Origin of the sequence: Nocardioides cavernae (assembly GCF_013410035.1) — a bacterium.
Lineage (GTDB): Bacteria > Actinomycetota > Actinomycetes > Propionibacteriales > Nocardioidaceae > Nocardioides > Nocardioides cavernae_A.
The window spans coordinates 89,144-108,275 of sequence record NZ_JACCBW010000005.1 but is presented as its reverse complement, the minus strand read 5'-3'; the positions used below and the strand labels follow the sequence as shown (position 1 = coordinate 108,275).

Genomic DNA, 19,132 nt, shown 5'->3' with positions numbered 1-19,132 from the left:
CATGTCCGCCGTCCACCGGGTTGATGACGACCTCGCCGCCGCTGCACTCGCGAATCTCCTTAACGGCAACTCTCGCAAGCGGCCCGTTGTCGTCGTAACGATTCCGGCCGGTCGGACAGATCCGTGGATCGACGTCGAGGAGGTCGCACGTGAGGCCGGGAGCCTCGCCGACGTCTATCTGATGCCCACCGGGCCGTTCACCTGGGACTTCTCCGATCGGATGGCGGCGGGAACCCAGGTCTACGGTGGCGCCGGCCGCGTCTACCCCGTCGGACATGAGTGGGCCTCTGACCTCTCAAAGTCGCCGCTCCGATTCGCCTTCAACGAAGACGACGGAGACCGCGCCACACAGAAGCTCATCTCCGACATGCTCCGGATGGCCGCAGCGGCCGGGCTCCTCCAGTCAGTCCCCACCCGTGAACTCCGCAAGGTCGATACCACGGTGAAGATGGTCGTCGCCGGCCGAGCACTCGTGGACGTCGGGAATCTGTTCCCCGCCGCGATCGCAGAAGAACTTGCGGTCGATGACGTCCCGATCGATCGCATCGTGGAAGCCGGTCTGCGGATCGAGGGCTGGTACGACGCCGACAGCAACCGGGTCGACATCAGACAGAGCCTCCGGCGGCATGGTGAGGCCCTCGCGGCGTACGCCGTCGGTGACGTCGTCCTCAGCAAGGTCGCGAAGGTGCGCAACGGGAAGGCGGAGCTGGTCCTCTATCCCCAGACCACCACACCCCCGGTTGTCGTCACGGTCCTTCGTGCCGACGTCACCGCGAACCCTGAGGACGACCTCCGCACGCTCATGACCGTCGGCGAGGTCATTCCTGCCCGGGTAACGGCGACAGGGCCGAATTGGGCACTCGCCCTGCACGATGTCGATGATGACGAGCCGATCGTGTCGGCTCCCTCGCTGCTACCGGGCGGGCCGCCGTGGCTCAGCGAAGAGCCGGACCACTCCGAGGTCGACGAGCCTAAGGCTGTCACGTCCTTGCCGATGCCGCCGCCGGCGCCGACACCTGTGCAGGTGATCGAAGCGCCGTCGCCCACGCAGCCGCCGGCAGCCGCGACGCCGCGGCCGAGCCCGGCCATGCTCGACAGGAGCCGCCCCGGCCCGAGCCAGCGGCCGGCATCGGCGTCTCCTGCCCCTCACCGGCCGACCGAATCGACCCGAGGCCTGCTGCTCAAGGTCGACGGGCTGACTGCCGAGATTGCCGGGCTCAAGCGCGAGGTCGTCAACCTCCAGACCCAGGTGCTCGCGGGGTCCGACGAGCGCGAGCAGCTCCGATACCTGCTGGACCAGGCCGAGCGGCGGGCGAACAAGGCAGAGAACGACCTGAAGTCCACGCGTGCGCGGCTCCGGAAGGCAACCAGCACCGGCAAGTCCGAGAGCCCGGCTGGAAACGGCCCTCGATTCGCCGACCCCGAGCAGGAGTTCCGGTACCTCGTACTCACCCAGTGGGCTACTCGCACCCTTCCCAGCGAACAGCGAAACCGCCCGCTCGCCGACTTCATCATTGGCCCACGATTCCTCGAGTCGCTGGAACGACTCCAGGGAATCAAGCCAGAGAAGGTGGCCGACGTCGCCTTCGAGATCGTCACAGGACTGGCACCGCAGCTCCCCAGCCGCGAGGTCCACCATCTACGCGCGGGTCCGGGAGGCGACGACCCGGTGCGCGTCCGGGATGACGGAGCCATCGCGTGGCGGGCAAGTCTCCAGGTCAACACTCCCTCCGCTCGACGCATCCACTACTGGGTGCTTCCAACCGGCCAGATCGAGCTCGCCCGGGTTGCGACACACGACGACTTCGAAATCTAAGGAGAGCCGTAGTCCGGCCACCCCGGACGGATCCGAGCGCGGAGATTCCGAATTCCCGGGACAGAGCCAGCCAACCTGCTCCATGATTCTGCCCAGACCCCGCAGGTGACCCGAGACGCCTGCGGGGTCTTCTGTTCCCCGGAACGTGTCGGGCGTGCGGCGTAGCCTTCCTTCCATGGCCCCGATTCCGCACCAACCCCGCCCTCCGTGGCGGGTGTTGTTCACGGATCGGAGTCGTCACGATGGCGCACTCGCCTCACCGGCAGCACAAGGGCTGCCAGCTCTGTAAGCCCCACAAGAACCGCCGCCACGGCCGTGCAGTCCGCCATCCTTGGCCGGTGCTTCGCAAGACCGGCAAGCGCCGCCGTGTCCGCCGCCGGGATATCGGCGACGCCGCCGACGAGTAGGCCGGATCAACTGCAGGGAGCGCCCTCGCAGCAGGGCCTGATGTAACCGCAGCCGTCACAGCGCTCGTGAGAGGTCTCCCAGCGCATCAGCGTGTCGCAGTTCGGGCAAGGCTCCGTCAGGTCGGCCACGACCACAGGCTAGGTCGGTCGCCGACCCTTCTCCCGGCGACACGGCGGAGCGCCCGGTGCACCTCATCGATGAAGCCATCGACCGAGGAGCCACCGATGCCTACCTTCAACGACCCGGTCGCCGACGCCGACGAACTCCGGGAAGCAGTCCGCGGGCTTGCTCACGCGACGCGCACGATCGACGATCCGACCGCGATCTACGCGGTTCTGGGTTCCATCAGCTCCGCTCTCGCATCGCTGAGCCAGTCACTGCACCAGCTCGGCGAGTTCCACGACGGGCCGACTCGCAAGCAGGCGTGGATGAACGGCGATGCCAACGCCGGGCGGGCAGCGTCGTACCGAGAGTCCTGGGAGCTTCATCGCGCCGCCGAGATGATCCACCAGATCGCCGAATGCGTAGATCGGGCACACGAGATCGAGGCAACGATCGCCTACGACATCCGCGACTACCCGTCGTTCGCTCCGGTTCAGCGGACGACGCACCAGCCAGGGATGTCGCTGTGACCGGCTGGCAGGACGGGCGCCTCCACTCCGCCGTGCTCGTCTCACCGGGACGAGAACGGCGGCACGATCGCAGGCTCCGCAAGGCCGCGGCGCGAGAACTCCTGTCCGCCGATCGCGAAGCCCGGCGCGCGGAAGCCAAGCGCAAGGCCGAAGAACTGTCCACCGAGAAGCGGGCGACCGTGACCCTCCCCCGCGCCGGCGAACACGGTCCCGCCACGCTGCGGACTCCCGGACGATTCCGAGTGCCACGCCACCAGGACACCTCGGCGACCCTGGCGGGCGCGTACCCGTTCCTCGCCGAAGGCGGCCTCGGCAGCGAAGGCGTTTTCGTCGGCCAGGACCTCTACTCCGGGAGTTCTTTCGTCTACGACCCCTGGATTCTCTACGCACGCGGGCTCATTACCGCACCGAACCTCGTGCTCGCCGGGATCGTCGGTTCCGGCAAGTCCTGTCTCGCCAAGAGCCTCTACACGAGGTCGATCCCCTTCGGCCGCCGTGTCTACGTCCCCGGTGACCCGAAGGGCGAGCACACCGCCGTCGCCGAAGCCGTCGGCGGTCGCGCCATCGCGCTGGGACATGGCATGGCCAACCGTCTGAACCCGCTCGACGAGGGCCACCGTCCGTCCGGGTACGACGATGCCCAATGGGCCAGCCAGGTCGCATCTCGTCGCCGTGACCTCGTCGGTGCCCTGGCGGAGACCGTGCTCGAACGCCGGCTCACCCCGCTCGAGCACACGGCCGTCGACATCGCCATCGACCGCACCGTCCGCGGAGCCGACGTACCGGTCCTCCCGATGGTCGTCGACAGGCTCCTCGCCCCGGGCCCGGCGGACGACCCCGACGGCCGCCTCACGGAGGATGGACGACTGGTCGGTCACGCACTTCGGCGCCTCGTCGCGGGCGACCTCGCGGGACTGTTCGACGGGCCCTCGACTGTCGCGTTCGACCCGAGTCTGCCGATGATCTCCCTCGATCTGTCTCGCGTCACCGAGAACGCCACCCTCATATCCGTCCTGATGACCTGCGCGTCGGCGTGGATGGAATCGGCGTTGCTCGACCCGAACGGTGGCCAGCGCTGGGTCGTGTACGACGAGGCCTGGCGCCTGATGTCGCACCCGGCGCTGCTGCGCCGGATGGACGCCCACTGGCGCCTCGCGCGGCACTACGGGATCGCGAACATGCTGATCTTCCACAAGCTCACCGACCTCGACAATGTCGGCGACTCCGGCTCCGCCATGCGCGCTCTCGCCTCGTCGCTCCTCGCCAACGCCGAGACCCGCATCGTCTATCGCCAGGAAGCTGACCAGCTCGGCGCAGCGTCGGCGGCACTGGGGCTCACTGGCACCGAGCAGTCACTGATCCCCACGCTCGGCACCGGCCAAGGACTGTGGCGGATCAAGAACCGCTCTTTCGTCGTCCAGCACCAGATGCATCCCGCCGAACTCGAGCTCTTCGACACCACCGGACGCATGACAGGAACAGCGTCATGACCACTCAGGTTCGCGGTCGAGCGGCCCGCGAAGCGAAGCTCGAAGCGCTCCAGGAGCAGTTGTCCGAGTCCGTCGCTGCGCTGGTGACCGGCGAGGACTGGAAGCGCGCCCTGACCTTCGCCGCACAGTTCCGCGGGCGCAGCTTCGGGAACTCGATGCTGATCGCGGCGCAGCACTTCGCGGCGTACAAGGAGGGCAGGGTGCCCGAGCCGACGCCGACGTACGTCGCCGGCTTCCACCAGTGGCTCTCGCTCGGCCGCAGCGTCTCGAAGGGTCAGCACGGCTACGGCATCCTCGCACCAGTCACCGGCCGGTTCGCCTCGTTCACGCCCGACGACCCGAACTCCTGGCGACGCTTGGCGCGCAACGAGAAGCCGATGTCCGGCGAGTACGCCCGCACCCGAATGATCGGGGTCAAGCCGACCTACGTCTGGGACATCTCCCAGACCACAGGCGACCCTGTGCCCGAACTCCCCCGCCCATCCTTACTCCAGGGTGAGGCCCCGGCTGGACTCTGGGACGGGCTCGCCGACCAGATCACGGCCGCCGGCTTCGAGCTCCGTCTGGTCTCCTCGGCGGCGGCGATCGGCGGTGCCAACGGGCTGACTGACTTCCTCTCCCGCGAGGTCTCGGTCCGCGTGGACATGGACGAGGCGGCCCAGGTGAAGACGCTCGCCCACGAGCTCGGCCATGTTCTTCTCCACGCGCCATCTGAGAGCGCCCTGTCGACCGAGTCCGCCGCCGACGCGACCTTGCACCGTGGGATCGCCGAGGTGGAAGCCGAATCCGTCGCGCTCATGGTCGGTGCCGCACACGGGCTCGACACCTCCTCCTACACGGTGCCGTACGTTTCGACCTGGGCAGCGAGTGTCCCCGGCGAGAGCCCGGTCGAGGTCGTCCAGGCAGCCGCCGAACTTGTCCGCGCGACCGCGCTCGGCGTCCTCGACAAGGTCGACACCCAGCAGGTCGGCGACGGCAACCCGCCTAGGCTCGACCGAGAAGCCCTCGGCCACCGCACTGGGACAACTGCTGTCAGCACCACTGCACGCCGTGATGGGGCGGTGCTCGGGCTATGAAGATCCCCGTCGTGCTGAGCGTCGTTCACGTCGCCATCGACGCCGAGGGCGTGCTCGCGGTCGACGTTGATGGTGTCCCGCGCGATTCCGAACAGGACAGAACCCGCGGCGACCTTCGGGCCGTCATCGACGAGGTCACTTCAGACCTCGGCGCGCCTGTGCGCGTCGAGGTACGCGAGGCCGACGGCTCGACGTTCACCGACGTTGCGACTCCCCCGACGCCGGCACCAGCCGCCGCGGCGCAGCCACCCACTCCGCCACCGCCTGCGCTCGCTGGTGCCGGGTTTCAGCCCGGCGAGGAGGTCGCGCTGGCGTACGTCGTCGTACGTCAGAACGCCGATGCCGAAGGCAACGCGTCGGTCAACCTCCCTCCCGCGCTGCTCGCCGCAACCCGCGGCGGACTCGTGCTCCTCGGGATGACCTCACGGACAGTCACCCCGTTCGAGGCGCCGGCATGACCCCTCCGTCACGTGGTGCGAACGACGAGCTCGTGAACTTGGCGCTCATCGGGATGGTGGCGGCGCTCGCGTTGGCGCTCGTGCTCCGCACGGCTGCAATGGCCGCCGCGGTCGCAACGGGCGCGACGACGCCCGAAGGCGGGATCGCGAGCGGACTGCGTGTGCTCGCCGATCCGAGCCGACCGGCGCGGGCGTTTGAGGCGCCCGGGTTGTCAGCGATCGCGTACTGGTGCGTGGTGACGCTGTTCCTCGGCGTCTTCGCAACAGTCGCCTGGTGCGCGTGGCGAGTGGTCGCTCGGCTGCGGCACCGGGCTGCTCGTGATCCCCACCGCATCCACGGCACGGCAACCGCTCGTGACATCGAGACGGCCGCGTCGAAGAAGGCGCTCGTACGACGCGCCGCCACCCTCCGCCCCTCGATCCCCCACCCCCGCGCGAACGACGTCGGCTACCTGATCGGACGCAGTTGCGGCCGCGAGATCTGGGCATCGGTCGAGGACTCAATCCTCGTGATCGGACCGCCACGTTCCGGCAAGGGACTCCACCTCGTCATCAATGCCATCCTCGACGCGCCCGGCGCAGTCGTCACTACCTCCACCCGGCCGGACAACATCGCCGCCACCATCGACGCCCGCAAGGAACGAGGGCCGGTCGCCGTCTTCGACCCTCAACATCTCACGGCAGGGCTGCCTGTCGTCGGCGGCTGCGGCGTCCGATGGTCACCGATCCGCGGCTGCGAACACCCTCTGACCGCAATGATCCGCGCTGCGGGTCTCGCGTCATCGACCGGACTCTCCTCCGGCGGCACCGAGTCCGGCGGCTTCTGGGAAGGCAAGGCCCGCTCCGCACTCCAAGCACTCCTCCATGCAGCCGCGCTCGAGAAGCTACCGACTCGGGCCCTCTTCGAATGGTCGCTGTCCGCGTCTGCCGCAGCTGACGCCGTCGGCATCCTCGCCAGTCACCCGCAAGCCGCTGCAGGATGGTCGGACTCGGTCGAAGGCATGGTCAGCTCCGACCCTCGCACCCGTGACTCCATCTGGATGGCCGTCGCCCAAGCCCTCGCCTGCCTCGCCGACCCCGCCGTACTGGACGCCGTCAGCCCCGAGGCGGGCGAGGCGTTCGACCCGCGCGATTTCCTCACCCAGGACAGCACGCTCTACCTGCTCGCCACGGGAGCCGGCGCCGGTGCGTCGGGGCCGCTCGTCGCCGCGTTCATGGAAGACCTCACCGAGGTCGCACGCCACCTCGCCGCCGCGTCACCGGGCGCGCGCCTGGACCCTCCCGTCCTCATGGCGCTCGACGAGATCGGCAACCTCGCCCCCCTCCCCTCGCTGCCGGTCCTGATGGCCGAGGGCGGTGGGACCGGCATCACCACGATGCCAGTGCTGCAATCACTCGCCCAGGCGCGCAACAAGTGGGGAGACCATGCTGCCAACACCATCTGGGACGCCTCGATCGTGAAGGTCGTCCTGGGCGGAGCGTCGGCTTCCAAGGATCTGCAGGAACTGTCCGTCCTCATCGGCGAACGCGACGAGCGTTCGGACACCGTCACTATCAGCGACTACGGCGCGCGATCGCTTCAACGGTCGACACGGCGAGTCTCTGTGATGCCGCCGGAGCGCATCCGGACCCTGCCGTTCGGCACAGGCCTCGTCTTGCTTCGCAGCGCGCCGCCGATGGTCACCGATCTCCGTCCATTCACGGCACGGCAGGGCGTGGGCTGATTCCCACTCGGGCCTCGTACGCCTGTGGAAGGATCTCGATCATGCCTGCCGCCGTTCCTTCTCGGGCGTCTGGACGCAAGAGGGATCCGGTAACCCGGCTGGCTGCGAACCTCATGCAGGTGGAAGCGTGGGCGCGCAAGGGCAAGGTCGACCGGGCACGCGACATGCTCCAAGCTTGCAAGATTCTTCACCTGCCAGCTGTGCCGGAAGAACTGCGCGAACCTTGGGAGCGAAGGATCCGCCTTCTCGACGAGCGGCTCCCGGAGACGAGCTGGGATCCCTCTGGTCCAAGTTCGCCTGACGCGCCGCACACGCGTCGCCAGGAGAGGACGAGACCTACGCCGACGAGTACGGACGTTGTTGCGGCAGAATCAGTTGCAGTTCGAAGTCCTGTCTGGGAGCGCCTGGCAAGGGCACTCGACGATCGCCGCACTGAGGCAGCAACGCTGACCATCTCCGAGTTCCAGGCCCGATTCGACTACGTCGCGGCCGAATCCGGGGTCCAAGTCTGGGCAACACTCCGAAATGCTCCGCGCGCTGCTTGGTCCGCGCACCACGAGAGCCGCTTCATCCGGGAGGCGCGTGCGATCGCCCCCTCAGCGCTGGGGCTTGTTCCCGTCCACACGGCGCCTGACGTTGATGCCTCCGCTTGGCTCCTCGTATGGGCCTTCACATCCATCCCGGACGCCAGAGTTGCCGTGAAGAGTCAGTTCCTCGAGGCGTCGCCGGACACCGCACCGGAGTTGAAGGTCGAACGCCATCCGGTAGCGGCTGTGGCGGAGTTTGATCGGGCAGTCGAACGGTTGGGCAGTCGGCAATACCGACCGGGACAGGGCCGCAAACGGTTCGCGGTCACCAGCTGCGCGAGGTGCGGCCAACCGCTGTCCGACCCGAACAGCCTCATCCTGGGCATCGGTCCAGACTGCCTCAAGTACTTCGACCCGACGGTGTTGGTCGCGGCCAAGCAGTGGAAGCCCGGATCAGTTCGTGCTGTTGGGCGGACAATCAACAACTTCCTGGCCGCCGTGACCGGGGATTGGTAGCCGATCGGCTGAGTGCCTAGCCGCGTTGGTTCGTTCGACGCACCTCACTCCTGAGCGCGAGCGCAGTCAGGGCGCCGCCCGGATTCAGGAGTCAGGATGTCCATTCCCACCCAGATGAGCCTTGTCGGCTTTGTCGCGTCCGCGCCGGAGCTTCACTTCACCAAGCAGGGCGCCGAGTGCTGCCGGCTGCGCGTCGGCGTCGAGCAGTGGCGCAAGGAGGTCGACGGCAGCTTCACGAAGCTCGACCCGACATTCCACGACATGGTCGCCTTCGAGAGCACCGCCCGTGAGACCTACGCCCGCTTCCGCAAGGGCGACTCCTTCGTGGCCAGCGACTACGTCCACGAATACGAGGTGGACGGCCGCGAGGCCAGCGTCATCAAGGAGGAGTTCGTTGCCCGCAAGATCGGACACAACGCCAACAAGACCGACTACGTCGTTCATCGCGGACATCACGCCGCCGACCGGCCCCTGACCGCTGTGCCGCAGCCGCCCGCCGTCGGCCTCTGACCGGATCCTTCGATGAGTCCGTTTCCGGACGAGCCCGACGACGGTGATGCCTGGCGCAGCGCGACCGATCTGCTCGAACGCCCTCCGGTCCCAATCAACTGGAACCTCCTCGACGCCGAGCAGGCCGAGATCGAGTGGCATGACCTCGATCATTGGGTGAAGTGGCTCAAGAGCACCTTCGGCCTGCCGCCCAACATTGTGCCGCCGTACTGGCACCGTCACGACGAGCTCGTCTGGGAGCTCTCCGCGCTCCACTGCCACTGGCTGAGCTGCTACCACGAGTCAGCGTCACCGTCGGCTCCTATCGCATGGATGCGCGAGTTCTCCGACGCTCGCTACCGCCTCCGGGACTGAGTCTCGATCTGCGGCACGCGGCTCGATCGCGACCGCCCCACGAGGCAGACGACATGGCCCGGCGAGCCGGTATCCCAGGCAGGCACCGAGATCGAGATCCGGAATCGGGACGAAGACTTCGCGGAGTTCGTCCGAGAGGACGTCCTGCGTAGGCGCCGGATCGCGGCGATCGCCAACCAGCGGCTCATCGGCTGAGTCCAGGAGCACGCCATAGGCAGCCCGCGCGCGGACTCATCCACAGAAGTCCGGGCAGCCACGGCCAGACGACGACTCCCAGCTCAGGGTCGGTATCCGACCCACTGAAGGAGGGAAGATGCTTCTCCCCCACGCACAGACGCTCGCGCAAGCGAGGTCCTACGTCGCGGCGCTCGCCGACCGCGCCCTGACGCTCGATGCATCCTCCGCGTACGAGCGCGTCCTGCTCGAACTAGACCGCGTCCATGGCGACGAGTGCCCGGCACTCGACACCGAGGACCTCACCGACGACCGCGCCATTCTGCTCGCCGTCGCGAGCAACGCCATCGAGGAGCTCGAGAGCTACGGCATCGACGCTCTGTCGATCGAACTGATCTTGGCGATGCTCGTTGACGCGCACGACCTGGACATCGGCTGATGTACGGCGAGAACGGTGCCCAGATGCGCACAGAGCTGGCGGCACTGCTGCGTCAACACCGCATCATGCGCCGCCTCGCTGATGCTTCGTCCGCTGAGCGCGCCGCGGCCGGCCCACAGATCCTTCGGTTCCGTAAGACCGTTCTCGTCTGGTGCGCACAAGCCATGGGAGTGGCGCGACCTCTCACGTTCCCGAACATTCCGCAGAAGCCTGCCGATCCGTTCCGTGCGGCGAGCGATCACGGCGCCGCAGTGGCTGAGCTCGCTCGAGCCTTGGAGGCGGCTCGCGATCAGGCGACACGGCAGGCGTCGAGCCAGGAGTTCACGACCCCGAGCGCGAACAACGTCGTCGAGCACTGGCGCCTCGCCGCACGCGCTGCAGCCCTCGCCGAGCACGACACCGCGCCAGATCAGGCGACACACCTGACCGCAGCACAGGCGCGGACGATTGCAGGCGACGTCGCCGCGATCAGCCAGGCCCTCGTCGTGCTCGATCGCCGGTATCGCAGCACCCCCGGATGGGAGCCCCTCGCCGGGTGCGATCGACTCGGCTGGGCGGCGCTCGCCACGGCGCTGGACGTCAGCCTCGGGCAGCCCGACTACAGCGTCGACCAGACGGGCTGGCGCCCGCGGACCAAGCCCATTGGCGGCCCCGCCAAGCCGGGAGTCCTCGGCGTCCTCCAGGCCGAGCACAACCTCCTCGTGAGGCTGGCGTCCTTCCCCGATGCGATGAATCTCCGCCTGGTCGTCGACTCGCAGCGACTACTGAGCGCTGGTCTGGTGCCATACGCCAAGCGGATCGACCCCAACCTTGCTGGGGAATGGGGTACCCGCGCCGAGACCTACTCGCGCATCCAGCGAGAACTCCTCAACATCGGAGGGCGGCTCGGCAACGGCACGGCCGCCGCAGGCGAGGCGGCGAACGCCGTCAGCCGACTGAAGGCGCTGCGGCCGGAGGCGGTGATCGAGCCGAGGATGCTCGGCGGCTTCCAGACGCTGTTTCGTGGGGTCGACTCGCGCATCACCGACGTTCTCGAATCCGGAGTCGAACGAGGAGCCTTCGTCCAGCGCGTGACGGTCCCTCGGCTCGTGAGCGGCGACGGGCGCTTGGTCCATCCGGTCCGCGAACGTTTCGTGCCCGTCGCACGCGCGGCTGACCTCGAGGTCATCCGGACCGCCCGCGAGCACCTGCGACCCCCGGAAGAGCCCTCAGCTTCGTCGGCGGGGACGAGCCGGGCAGACCTCCACGCCGCCCTCATCCACCGTCCGCCCGCGAAGGGAGCGCAGCCCGATGTCCCAGGTCTCTAACGCGAAGGGCGGCGTCCCCAGGGCGCGGCAGAACATGGAGCGACTTCTCTCCGCCGACGAGGTGGCCGAGTTCCTCGGCATCCCGGTCGCCACGCTCTACCAGTGGCGACACAAGGGCTGTGGCCCAGACGCGTATCGCGTCGGGCGGCATCTCCGCTACGACCCGGCGACTGTTCGCGCGTGGCTGCAGGAGCATCTGGCGGTGGATCGTGGCGTGGGTTGAACGTCGGGAGCGCACATCGACCAACGGGAAGCGAACCGTCACCTACCGGGTCCGCTGGCGGGAGACCGATGGCCGAGCCCGTGCCAAGACCTTCCGGAGGAAGGTCGAGGCAGATCGCTTCGCCGCCATGGTGTCCGCCGACATCGTCCGCGGCCACTACATCGACCCCGATGCCGGCAAGGTGCGTTTCGACGACTACGCCGAACAGTGGCTGGCGGCGCAGACCTTTGAAGAGGGAACCGTCGAGATGGTCAAACTCCGCTTTCGGCTTCACGTCATGCCTCATCTCGGAAGTCGCAACCTCGCCGACATTCAGCCATCGACGATCCAGGGATGGCTACGCACCCTCACCGGCCTCTCGGGGAACTATCAGAAGGTCATGTACGCCAACGTGTCCTCGGTGTTCACGGCCGCCGTCGACGACGGCCTGATCCCGAAGAACCCGTGCAAGGCGCCATCGGTTCGGCGACCGAAGTCAGATCCAAGCAAGCTGAAACCCTGGACGCACGAGCAGGCGATGGCGGTACGCGATCACCTGCCGGACCAGTTCAAGCTCGTCGTCGATCTCGGAATCGGACTCGGGCTACGCCAGGGCGAGATCTTCGGGCTGTCGTTGGACGACATCGACCTCAACACCGGTGAGATCGAGATCAAGCGCCAGGTAAACCTGCTCGGGAGCAATCGCCAACTGTTCGGACTGCCGAAGGGGCGCAAGATTCGCACCGTCCCGCTCCCGGACCGCGTCCTCGAGCTCATTAACGACCACGTCACGCGCTACCCGCCGCGATCGGTGACACTGCCTTGGGACAAGAGCGATGGGCCGGAACGGAGCTTCGACCTGATCCTGTACTCGCGGGAGTCGCGTGCACTCAACCGCAACTACTTCAACCCGAAGATCTGGCGTCCAGCGCTCCGCGCGGCCGGCTTGGAGGCAAAGCGCGAGAACGGCTGTCACGCGCTGCGACACTTCTACGCCAGTACGCTCTTGGATGCGGGTGAGTCGATCCTCGCGCTGAGCGAGTACCTCGGGCACGCGGACCCCGGCTTCACCCTGAGGACCTACACACATCTGATGCCGTCGTCGACGGAGCGCACGAAGGCGGCCATCGACGCGATGCTGAGCGTACCGAGTGCACCCCATTAGCCCTCGTAGGAGCTGTTTCCGCAGGTCAGCGCGCTGAGGTACTCATTACTACGACATCTGATCTCCACCACGTGGCGGCCCTTCGATGAACCACGAGTGATCGAAGAACACCGCCTCTGACCTGCGGAACGCCGCCGGGTGACCCTTCAGTCGTCCGGCGGCTTTCCCTGTGTCGGGGGGTTTGGCGTGTTCCGTTCTTGGTACGTGGACGACGCGGCGGCGCCGCTCGGGCGGCGCGGTCGCCGGCGTCAGTCAGCCAGCATCTCCCGCGAGTCGTCCTGGTGCCAGCCTGGCCGAGGCGGCGTCCGTCGACATGACAACGGTGGATGCACCCATCGCGGCGGGCCCGGTTGTTCAGTCGCCCTTGAACCAGACGTAACGGTGCGCCCGTTGCCTCGCCACCGCGAGGTGGCGGTCGAGCTCATCCAGCACGGGGCGATGCTCAGCAGTCTGCCGAGCAGGTTGATGGGCATGCGGACGTCGGCCCCCGCTCACGCGCCGGGCTCAGCCGCGGCGGACCCTCGGGCCGAGGGCCGCCTTCTCCACGTCGAAGCTGCCGTCGCGATGCGCGTCGTCGGAGTAGACCCCGCTCACCCCCGCGTCGTCCTCCTGGTCGAGGTCGATGCCGTACGCGACCACGCCGACGCGGACCCAGCGGGCGTCGCCCAGGCATGAGGTCGGCACCGACAGGGTCGTGGACCGGGTCGCGCGATGGACGTCGACCCTCAGGCCCCGGCAATCGATCTCCCTGCCCCGTGGGCAGCACCAGTCACGATCGGCTTGCCGCCGAGATGCTCGACGTACACGTCGACCCTGCCCCGGGGCAGCTTCAGGCGGGTGCCGACGAACACGAGGGGGTCGGTGCCGAGCTTCCGGAACTGCACGCGCACCGACACGGCTCCGCGGCGGTGGTCGACCACCGTACGGACGATGTCGAGCGCGCGCTGGTCCGGTGCGATGGTCGACTGCTCGACACCCTTCACCTCGGACGTGGCGAGAGCATCGCCCGCGGGGTCGCGAGTCACGACACGCTCGGCGTACGCCGTCGACGGCAGCAGTGCGACGGCGAGCAGGACGGCGACGGTGAGCCAGGATCCGGGACGGAACGACATGCGCCGCATGCTAGACGCCTGCGACCCCCGACAACGGCAGTCACGAGGGTGGGGCCCGGTCCCGTGCCGTACTCCTTCCGCGCCCGTTGGGGTGACCATCGGACGAGCGTCCGAGCTGTCGGGTGTCGGCGTCAAGGCGCTGCGCTACTACGAGCGCGAAGGACTGCTCCTCGACCCGACGGACCGCGACAGCGGAGGCAGGCGCCGCTACCACGAGGACGACCTGCGCTGGATCGCCGGACTGGTGATTGCGCCACCTCCGGACCGACGTCATCGACCTCTACTACCTCCACCGCGTCGACCCCGACGTCCCGAGCGAGGAGTCCGTCGGCGCGATGAGCGAGCTCGTGGCCGAGGGCAAGGTCCGCCACATCGGCCTCTCCGAGGCCTCTGCTGCGACCATCCGCCGCGCCCATGCCGTCCACCCGCTGGCCGCGGTCCAGTCGGAGATGTCGCTGTTCTCCCGCGACGTCATCGACAACGGCGAGCTCGCCACGGTCCGCGAGCTCGGCATCGGCTTCGTCGCCTTCTCACCGCTCGGCCACGGCACGCTCACCGACGGCATCCGCTCACTCGACGACCTCGCGCCCGACGACGCCCGACGCGGGCTCCCCCGCTTCCGACCCGACGCCTTCGCAGCCAACCTCGCGCTCGTCAAGCGGGTCGATGACATCGCCACCCGGCTCGGCGCCACCACCGCCCAGGTCGCCCTTGCATGGCTGCTCAGCGAGGGCGTCGTACCGATCCCCGGAACACGCCGGCCGGAGAGGCTGGCCGAGAACGCAGCCGCGGCGGACCTCGTGCTCGACGACCACGTCCTCAGCGAGCTGGCGAGCGCACTCCCGGACGACGAGATCCTCGGCACCAGGGACGTCGCCACCGTCCCTGCCGGGACAGATCGCTGACTCGCTGTGCGTCGAGGCAGCCGCTATCTCGAGACCGTGTCGAGCCGAACGGTGACGGACGTGGTCCCGTCCCTGTGGCCAGGGATGAGGACCACGCCGTTGCTGTACTCGACGGGTCGTCCCGCACCTGGCGCGGTGAGGGCGGGAACGGGCCGCGCGAACCCGTCGGGGTCGGTCCTGGTCGCGCCGAGGGCGGAGGCCTTCCAGCCGGTCGGCGAGTCCTCGGCGGCGTCCGTCACGACGGGGACGGCGTCGTGCACAGAGCCGTCTCGCAGCAGTGCCACGACCCACCGACCATCCGTCGACGTCAGGGCCTGCGGAACGCCGACCTCCAGAGGAGTCACGTCCACGGCCCGCACCACGGCGCGTACGGACTTCTTCGGGCGCGGCGTCCTGCCCAGGTTGAGGGAGAACCGCCCGTCTCGTGGCAGCCGCCACGGATTCGCGACCACGGAGTAGTCCGAGGTGTTCCCCAGCGCAAACACCCGGCGGCCGCTGGGGCCCCGCAGCTCAGCAGCCCACCTCTTGACACCCTTGAGGGCCGGCGCGTCCAACCGTACGACGTCACCGGACCGACCGGTGAAGCTCAGCCGGACAGGCCCCTTGCCCGACCACGTCGCCGGCTCAGCCGCGTCCACGTCCGTCCGGATCGTGCGGTAGGGAGTGAGCCGTACGGGTGCTGCCGCGAACACGACGTAGGTCGCGCCACGACGGACCTTCACGCCGCCGAGGCAACGCTCGTCGGTGACGGTCCTCGGTCGCTGACCGACCTCGAGGTAGGTCGTCTCGCACGTCCGCTCGGCCCGCGCCTCCTCGTCGGTGACGAACCGCTCGCGGAGGAGGCGTCCGACGGGCTCGACGGTGGCGGGGGTTCCGCCAGTGTCGGCGGTGACCGTCGCGGGCCCGACCTCGAGTGCGTCCGCTCGGGTCCGCAGCGTCACCAGACCGGCGTGCACCGTGGTCCTCGTGGTCCGCGTCGGCACCGTCTCGCCGACGGCGCGACGGTGGAGCACCACTCGCCTGAGTGCGATGCGCCGGTCTTCCTGGTACCCACCGCCACCTGGGCTGGTGTTGGTGGGGCACCGGTCATCGAAGCGCAAGGTGTAGCTGCCGGTACGCGGCAACATCCACACGCCCGTCGCGGACCGGGGCACGAGCACGCCCCGCGAGTGGAGGGTGGAGAAGTCGCACCGCTCCACGAAGCTCAAGGAGCCGAGGAGACCCATGCCCTCACCCTCGCGCCCACGGAACCTCAACGTCGCCTGTGCTGTCGTGCCGTTGCTCTCGACCAGGACCGACTGACCGAACTCCACTTCGCGCACAGACGTCGCAGTCGCTCGGGACTCGCCCGGCGCCGACGGGGCCACGACCAGCGCGGCCGACACCGGGGCAAGGACGCCACCCACGGCGAGGCAGCCTGCGGCAACAGCCAGGACCGCCATCCTCGATCGAGCACGCCTCCCGTGGACAGTCGGCGAGACGGGGCCGGGCGCCGTACGCAGGCGGTTCATCGCACTCCTCGAAGTAGGTTCGTCACGCGTGGGATGCCGCCGAGGACGAACAAGTTGTCATGCGTGTCCTGGCGGAGCAGATGCCTGACGAACGCACAGCGGCATGCGGGGATCGTGACCCCCGCGTACGCCGCACGTGCGGGCGGGGTGCGAGCGACAACGTCGCACACCCGGATCGGAACGCCGGTCGATCGCCCGGACATCTCCCGTGCATCGCCCGTCGCGACGCCCGCGGACGACACGTGCCCTCGCCTCAGCCCGGGTCGGCCGTCCCGGGCGTCGGACCGCCCCCGTCCGCCCCCGCCCCGGAAGGCAGCCGGCGGGTCGACACGACGTCGGCCGCGACGCGCGCGAGCTTGGCGTTGTGGACGTTGGAGTAGCGGCGGAGGAGCGCGAAGGACGTGTCGACGGTGAGGTCGTAGCGCTCCATCAGGATGCCCTGGGCGAGGCCGATCACGTGCCGCGAGGAGATCGCGCTCCTGAGGCCCTCGATCTGCCGGGTGCTGGTCAGCGCGAGCGCCGCGTGCGAGGCGTAGAGGAGGGCGAAGGCGATCTCGTCGTCGTCCCGGAAGAGATCAGGCTCCGGCGAGTAGAGGTTGAGGGCTCCGACGGGTTGGTCGTCCGAGGTGAGCTGGAGGCTGAGCAACGAGCTCACCCCGAGGCGGGATGCCTGCGGGCCCCAGGTGGGCCACCGCGGGTCGTGACCCACGTCGCCGGTGCGCAGCCAGCCGACCTCGGTCGCGGCATCGACGCACGGCCCCTCCCCCAGCTCGTACTGCAGCCGGTCGGCGGCGCGGGCCTCGTCGTGCGTCGAGGTGAGCGTCTCGAACGACCGACGGCCGCTGCGGATGGTGACGCTCGCCCACCGGGCGTCGGGGATGAGCCCGACCGCGGTGTCGATGACGGACTGGGCGGTCGGCTGCGCACCCGACGCGGGGCGCAGCTGTGCGGCCATCTCGCTGAGGGTGTGGGCTCGATCGTGGATCGACATGGGACCCGCTTCGCGCAGAAGTAGCAGCGCCCGCGGTCTGGACACCCCGTCAGCGTAGCGGCTGCTGCGGGCGGGCCTCGCCGAGTCCGTCGCGCCGGTGCTCGACGATCTGCTCGGCGAGGGTGCGCAGCTTGATGTTGCCCTCCTGCGACATGCGCGACAACACGCTGAAGGCGCGCGCCGGGTCCAGGTCGTAGCGCTCCATCAGCATCCCGGTGGCCTGACCGATGACGGTGCGGCTGGCCAGTCCCTGGGTGAGCGCGTCGACCTCCTGCGAGGCGGCCACGGCGATCGACACGTGTGCGGCGATCGCGTAGCCCTCCTCGACGGTGCGGTCGTCGAAGGCGTCCAACGACCTCGAGTAGAGGTTGAGGGCGCCGATCCGGTCCTCGTTGGTGAACAGCTGGTAGCACACGATGCTCCGCGCCTCCGTCGCGTCCGCCACGCGGGGCCCCCACGTCGGCCAGCGCCGGTCCGCGGCCAGGTCCCTGCTCCGCACGATGTGCCGCTCCCACACCGCGTCCAGGCACGGGCCCTCGCCCAGCTCGTACTGCAGCCGGTCGGCCTCGCGGGCCAGGTCGCACGTCGCGGCGACGGTGGTCACCTCACGACGTCGGTGCACCATCGACAACCCGACGCCGTCGCACCCGTCGACGGACTCCTGCATCACCTCGACCGCCGTCTGCCACGTCGCCTCGGGGTCGTCGTGGGTCTCCTGCAGGTGGCGTGCAGTGTCTGCGATCCGCTCGGCCTGCGACCCCGACGTCATGGTCCGACACTCCCACAACGCAATCCGCGGCGCGACCTGCGCCGCTTGGGCGCCGCGCGTCATTACGCTACGCTGGACGTATCGGAACTAGGCGGGGAGGCGGGACGCCTCCCGGGACGGAGCGGTCGAGGTGCCCAGCTGGGAGATCGTGGTGTTCATCGTCGCCGCAGTGGTGGCGGGAGGCCTGTCGATGGGTGGGGTGACCCTGGTGTACTTCCTCGACCAGTGGCGCGAGCACCCCGAGCCCCCGGACCGCCGGGCTGCGAAGGGCGAGACGGGCGGGGCGTGAGGACCGTGCACCCGCTCATGGTCCTGGCCGCCTTCAGCCTTGCGGCAGTGGTCGTCCACGTCCTCGTCGTCGCGGCGTTGGAGGCCACGTCGGTCCTCCCCCGCGACGCACGCGAGACGCGGGACGACGAGCCCGCTCCCGACCGGAGGTCGCATGTCCCCCACTGACGACACGTCCGGGCAGGCGCGTCCCGGACGGCCGCGTGCGGCCTCGGTCGACCACCGCCTGCACGACACGGTCCTGCAGCTGTTGCGGGAGGGCGGCCCGGGCGCGGTCACGATCGACGGGGTCGCGGCGCGGTCCGGCGTCGCCAAGACGACGATCTATCGCCGCCACTCCAACCGTGCCGAGCTGTTGAGGGCCGTCCTGGCGGAGGCCGTCAGCGCGCCGGAGGTGCCGCGCGAGGGGACTGTGCGGGACAGGATCTGCATCGCCCTCGAGCAGGTGTGGCACCAGATGGGCGACGTCCTCGGACCCGGCGGTCTCGCGGAGCTGCTCACCAACGGCGACCCCGAGTTCACCGACCTGTTCCGGACGGCGTTGCGCCCGCACGTCGACATGCTGGCCACCCGGATGCAGGAGGACATCGACGAGGGCCTGCTGCGCCCGGGGCTCGACACCGACGGCGTGGTGAGCCTGATGATCGGCGCCTACCTGGGGGAGCTGGTGCGCCACGGCGAGGTCGACCCCCGGTGGCTCGACCGCACCATCGAGCTCCTGTGGGTCCTGATGGCGCCGAGCGGCTGACTGCCGGGGG

The 19,132-nt window shown here is 69.0% G+C and carries 22 protein-coding genes and 1 pseudogene; 18 read left to right on the top strand and 5 right to left on the bottom strand.

The genetic code is table 11. The features are described from left to right. Position 1: 1 nt before the first annotated feature. The 13 genes from F4692_RS18755 (at position 2) to F4692_RS18695 (ending at position 12,798) form a co-directional block, all read left to right on the top strand. Positions 2-1,816 (top strand): hypothetical protein, encoded by a 1,815-nt coding sequence (locus F4692_RS18755; RefSeq protein ID WP_179621262.1) that lies wholly within the window; start codon positions 2-4, stop codon positions 1,814-1,816. Positions 1,817-2,448: 632 nt separating this feature from the next. Further along, entirely contained in the window at positions 2,449-2,856 is a 408-nt protein-coding gene (locus F4692_RS18750; RefSeq protein ID WP_179621261.1) for a hypothetical protein, read from the top strand. Beyond that, positions 2,853-4,346, top strand: a complete 1,494-nt coding sequence (locus tag F4692_RS18745) for a TraC family protein (RefSeq protein WP_179621260.1) — start codon at positions 2,853-2,855, stop codon at positions 4,344-4,346. Before F4692_RS18750 ends, F4692_RS18745 begins: the two co-directional genes overlap by 4 nt. After that, the gene (locus tag F4692_RS18740) at positions 4,343-5,422 is read left to right on the top strand and encodes an ArdC-like ssDNA-binding domain-containing protein (RefSeq protein ID WP_179621259.1); all 1,080 of its coding nucleotides are present in this window, start codon (positions 4,343-4,345) and stop codon (positions 5,420-5,422) included. The genes F4692_RS18745 and F4692_RS18740 overlap by 4 nt, the downstream gene beginning before the upstream one ends. Continuing rightward, a complete protein-coding gene (locus F4692_RS18735) occupies positions 5,419-5,880 on the top strand; it encodes a hypothetical protein (RefSeq protein WP_179621258.1) in 462 nt (153 codons plus the stop codon). The genes F4692_RS18740 and F4692_RS18735 overlap by 4 nt, the downstream gene beginning before the upstream one ends. Before the next feature lie 32 nt (positions 5,881-5,912). Further along, the gene (locus F4692_RS18730; RefSeq protein ID WP_308645379.1) at positions 5,913-7,604 is read left to right on the top strand and encodes a type IV secretory system conjugative DNA transfer family protein; all 1,692 of its coding nucleotides are present in this window, start codon (positions 5,913-5,915) and stop codon (positions 7,602-7,604) included. A 698-nt stretch (positions 7,605-8,302) separates the two neighbouring features. Continuing rightward, positions 8,303-8,647, top strand: coding sequence for a DUF6011 domain-containing protein (locus F4692_RS21885; protein WP_179621256.1), 345 nt, complete (start codon positions 8,303-8,305; stop codon positions 8,645-8,647). Positions 8,648-8,743: 96 nt separating this feature from the next. Then, positions 8,744-9,157 (top strand): single-stranded DNA-binding protein, encoded by a 414-nt coding sequence (locus F4692_RS18720; protein WP_179621255.1) that lies wholly within the window; start codon positions 8,744-8,746, stop codon positions 9,155-9,157. Between the two features lie 12 nt (positions 9,158-9,169). Further along, on the top strand, positions 9,170-9,511 hold the full coding sequence (locus F4692_RS21370) for a hypothetical protein (protein WP_257030050.1): 342 nt from the start codon (positions 9,170-9,172) through the stop codon (positions 9,509-9,511). A gap of 313 nt (positions 9,512-9,824) precedes the next feature. Next, complete coding sequence (locus tag F4692_RS18710; protein ID WP_179621254.1) at positions 9,825-10,124, top strand: hypothetical protein; 300 nt, start codon at positions 9,825-9,827, stop codon at positions 10,122-10,124. Between the two features lie 23 nt (positions 10,125-10,147). Further along, a complete protein-coding gene (locus F4692_RS18705; protein WP_179621253.1) occupies positions 10,148-11,431 on the top strand; it encodes a hypothetical protein in 1,284 nt (427 codons plus the stop codon). Next, positions 11,415-11,654: a helix-turn-helix transcriptional regulator gene (locus F4692_RS18700; protein WP_257030049.1), complete on the top strand. Its 240-nt coding sequence runs from the start codon at positions 11,415-11,417 to the stop codon at positions 11,652-11,654. Before F4692_RS18705 ends, F4692_RS18700 begins: the two co-directional genes overlap by 17 nt. Next, positions 11,641-12,798, top strand: a complete 1,158-nt coding sequence (locus F4692_RS18695; RefSeq protein ID WP_218858779.1) for a tyrosine-type recombinase/integrase — start codon at positions 11,641-11,643, stop codon at positions 12,796-12,798. The genes F4692_RS18700 and F4692_RS18695 overlap by 14 nt, the downstream gene beginning before the upstream one ends. 504 nt (positions 12,799-13,302) lie before the next feature. Here F4692_RS18695 and F4692_RS18690 read toward each other — a convergent pair. After that, on the bottom strand, positions 13,303-13,482 hold the full coding sequence (locus tag F4692_RS18690) for a hypothetical protein (RefSeq protein ID WP_179621252.1): 180 nt from the start codon (positions 13,480-13,482) through the stop codon (positions 13,303-13,305). A 41-nt stretch (positions 13,483-13,523) separates the two neighbouring features. Next, the gene (locus F4692_RS18685; RefSeq protein ID WP_179621251.1) at positions 13,524-13,910 is read right to left on the bottom strand and encodes a hypothetical protein; all 387 of its coding nucleotides are present in this window, start codon (positions 13,908-13,910) and stop codon (positions 13,524-13,526) included. On the opposite strand from F4692_RS18685, the pseudogene F4692_RS18680 reads away from it, so the two are divergent. Together F4692_RS18680 and F4692_RS18675 are read left to right on the top strand one after the other, a co-directional pair. Further along, positions 13,909-14,136: pseudogene (locus tag F4692_RS18680) on the top strand (MerR family DNA-binding transcriptional regulator); the annotation flags it as partial. The gene F4692_RS18685 and the pseudogene F4692_RS18680 overlap by 2 nt on opposite strands. A gap of 22 nt (positions 14,137-14,158) precedes the next feature. Next, the gene (locus tag F4692_RS18675; protein WP_179621250.1) at positions 14,159-14,815 is read left to right on the top strand and encodes an aldo/keto reductase; all 657 of its coding nucleotides are present in this window, start codon (positions 14,159-14,161) and stop codon (positions 14,813-14,815) included. A 23-nt stretch (positions 14,816-14,838) separates the two neighbouring features. Here F4692_RS18675 and F4692_RS18670 read toward each other — a convergent pair whose 3' ends face one another. From F4692_RS18670 to F4692_RS18660, 3 genes are all read right to left on the bottom strand, one after another. Then, on the bottom strand, positions 14,839-15,828 hold the full coding sequence (locus tag F4692_RS18670) for a hypothetical protein (RefSeq protein WP_179621249.1): 990 nt from the start codon (positions 15,826-15,828) through the stop codon (positions 14,839-14,841). A 751-nt stretch (positions 15,829-16,579) separates the two neighbouring features. Next, on the bottom strand, positions 16,580-17,281 hold the full coding sequence (locus F4692_RS18665; protein WP_179621248.1) for a GAF and ANTAR domain-containing protein: 702 nt from the start codon (positions 17,279-17,281) through the stop codon (positions 16,580-16,582). 85 nt (positions 17,282-17,366) lie between these two features. Further along, positions 17,367-18,086 (bottom strand): GAF and ANTAR domain-containing protein, encoded by a 720-nt coding sequence (locus tag F4692_RS18660; protein WP_179621247.1) that lies wholly within the window; start codon positions 18,084-18,086, stop codon positions 17,367-17,369. A 130-nt stretch (positions 18,087-18,216) separates the two neighbouring features. On the opposite strand from F4692_RS18660, the gene F4692_RS18655 reads away from it, so the two are divergent. Genes F4692_RS18655 through F4692_RS18645 form a run of 3 tightly spaced genes read left to right on the top strand, consistent with a single transcriptional unit; the run spans position 18,217 to position 19,122 of the window. Beyond that, entirely contained in the window at positions 18,217-18,375 is a 159-nt protein-coding gene (locus F4692_RS18655; RefSeq protein WP_179621246.1) for a hypothetical protein, read from the top strand. Beyond that, positions 18,372-18,542 (top strand): hypothetical protein, encoded by a 171-nt coding sequence (locus F4692_RS18650; RefSeq protein WP_179621245.1) that lies wholly within the window; start codon positions 18,372-18,374, stop codon positions 18,540-18,542. Before F4692_RS18655 ends, F4692_RS18650 begins: the two co-directional genes overlap by 4 nt. Beyond that, positions 18,529-19,122: a TetR/AcrR family transcriptional regulator gene (locus F4692_RS18645; RefSeq protein ID WP_179621244.1), complete on the top strand. Its 594-nt coding sequence runs from the start codon at positions 18,529-18,531 to the stop codon at positions 19,120-19,122. The genes F4692_RS18650 and F4692_RS18645 overlap by 14 nt, the downstream gene beginning before the upstream one ends. Positions 19,123-19,132 lie beyond the last annotated feature (10 nt).

What these genes read in the sequence shown, in the direction of transcription:
- F4692_RS21370 (WP_257030050.1), top strand. Translation starts at nt 9,170, where the DNA reads ATGAGTCCGTTTCCGGACGAGCCCGACGACGGTGATGCCTGGCGCAGC.
- F4692_RS18740 (WP_179621259.1), top strand. Translation starts at nt 4,343, where the DNA reads ATGACCACTCAGGTTCGCGGTCGAGCGGCCCGCGAAGCGAAGCTCGAA.
- F4692_RS18720 (WP_179621255.1), top strand. Translation starts at nt 8,744, where the DNA reads ATGTCCATTCCCACCCAGATGAGCCTTGTCGGCTTTGTCGCGTCCGCG.
- F4692_RS18710 (WP_179621254.1), top strand. Translation starts at nt 9,825, where the DNA reads ATGCTTCTCCCCCACGCACAGACGCTCGCGCAAGCGAGGTCCTACGTC.
- F4692_RS18660 (WP_179621247.1), bottom strand. Translation starts at nt 18,086, where the DNA reads ATGACGTCGGGGTCGCAGGCCGAGCGGATCGCAGACACTGCACGCCAC.
- F4692_RS18685 (WP_179621251.1), bottom strand. Translation starts at nt 13,910, where the DNA reads ATGTCGTTCCGTCCCGGATCCTGGCTCACCGTCGCCGTCCTGCTCGCC.
- F4692_RS18705 (WP_179621253.1), top strand. Translation starts at nt 10,148, where the DNA reads ATGCGCACAGAGCTGGCGGCACTGCTGCGTCAACACCGCATCATGCGC.
- F4692_RS18665 (WP_179621248.1), bottom strand. Translation starts at nt 17,281, where the DNA reads ATGGCCGCACAGCTGCGCCCCGCGTCGGGTGCGCAGCCGACCGCCCAG.
- F4692_RS18735 (WP_179621258.1), top strand. Translation starts at nt 5,419, where the DNA reads ATGAAGATCCCCGTCGTGCTGAGCGTCGTTCACGTCGCCATCGACGCC.
- F4692_RS18645 (WP_179621244.1), top strand. Translation starts at nt 18,529, where the DNA reads ATGTCCCCCACTGACGACACGTCCGGGCAGGCGCGTCCCGGACGGCCG.
- F4692_RS18750 (WP_179621261.1), top strand. Translation starts at nt 2,449, where the DNA reads ATGCCTACCTTCAACGACCCGGTCGCCGACGCCGACGAACTCCGGGAA.
- F4692_RS18755 (WP_179621262.1), top strand. Translation starts at nt 2, where the DNA reads ATGTCCGCCGTCCACCGGGTTGATGACGACCTCGCCGCCGCTGCACTC.
- F4692_RS18700 (WP_257030049.1), top strand. Translation starts at nt 11,415, where the DNA reads ATGTCCCAGGTCTCTAACGCGAAGGGCGGCGTCCCCAGGGCGCGGCAG.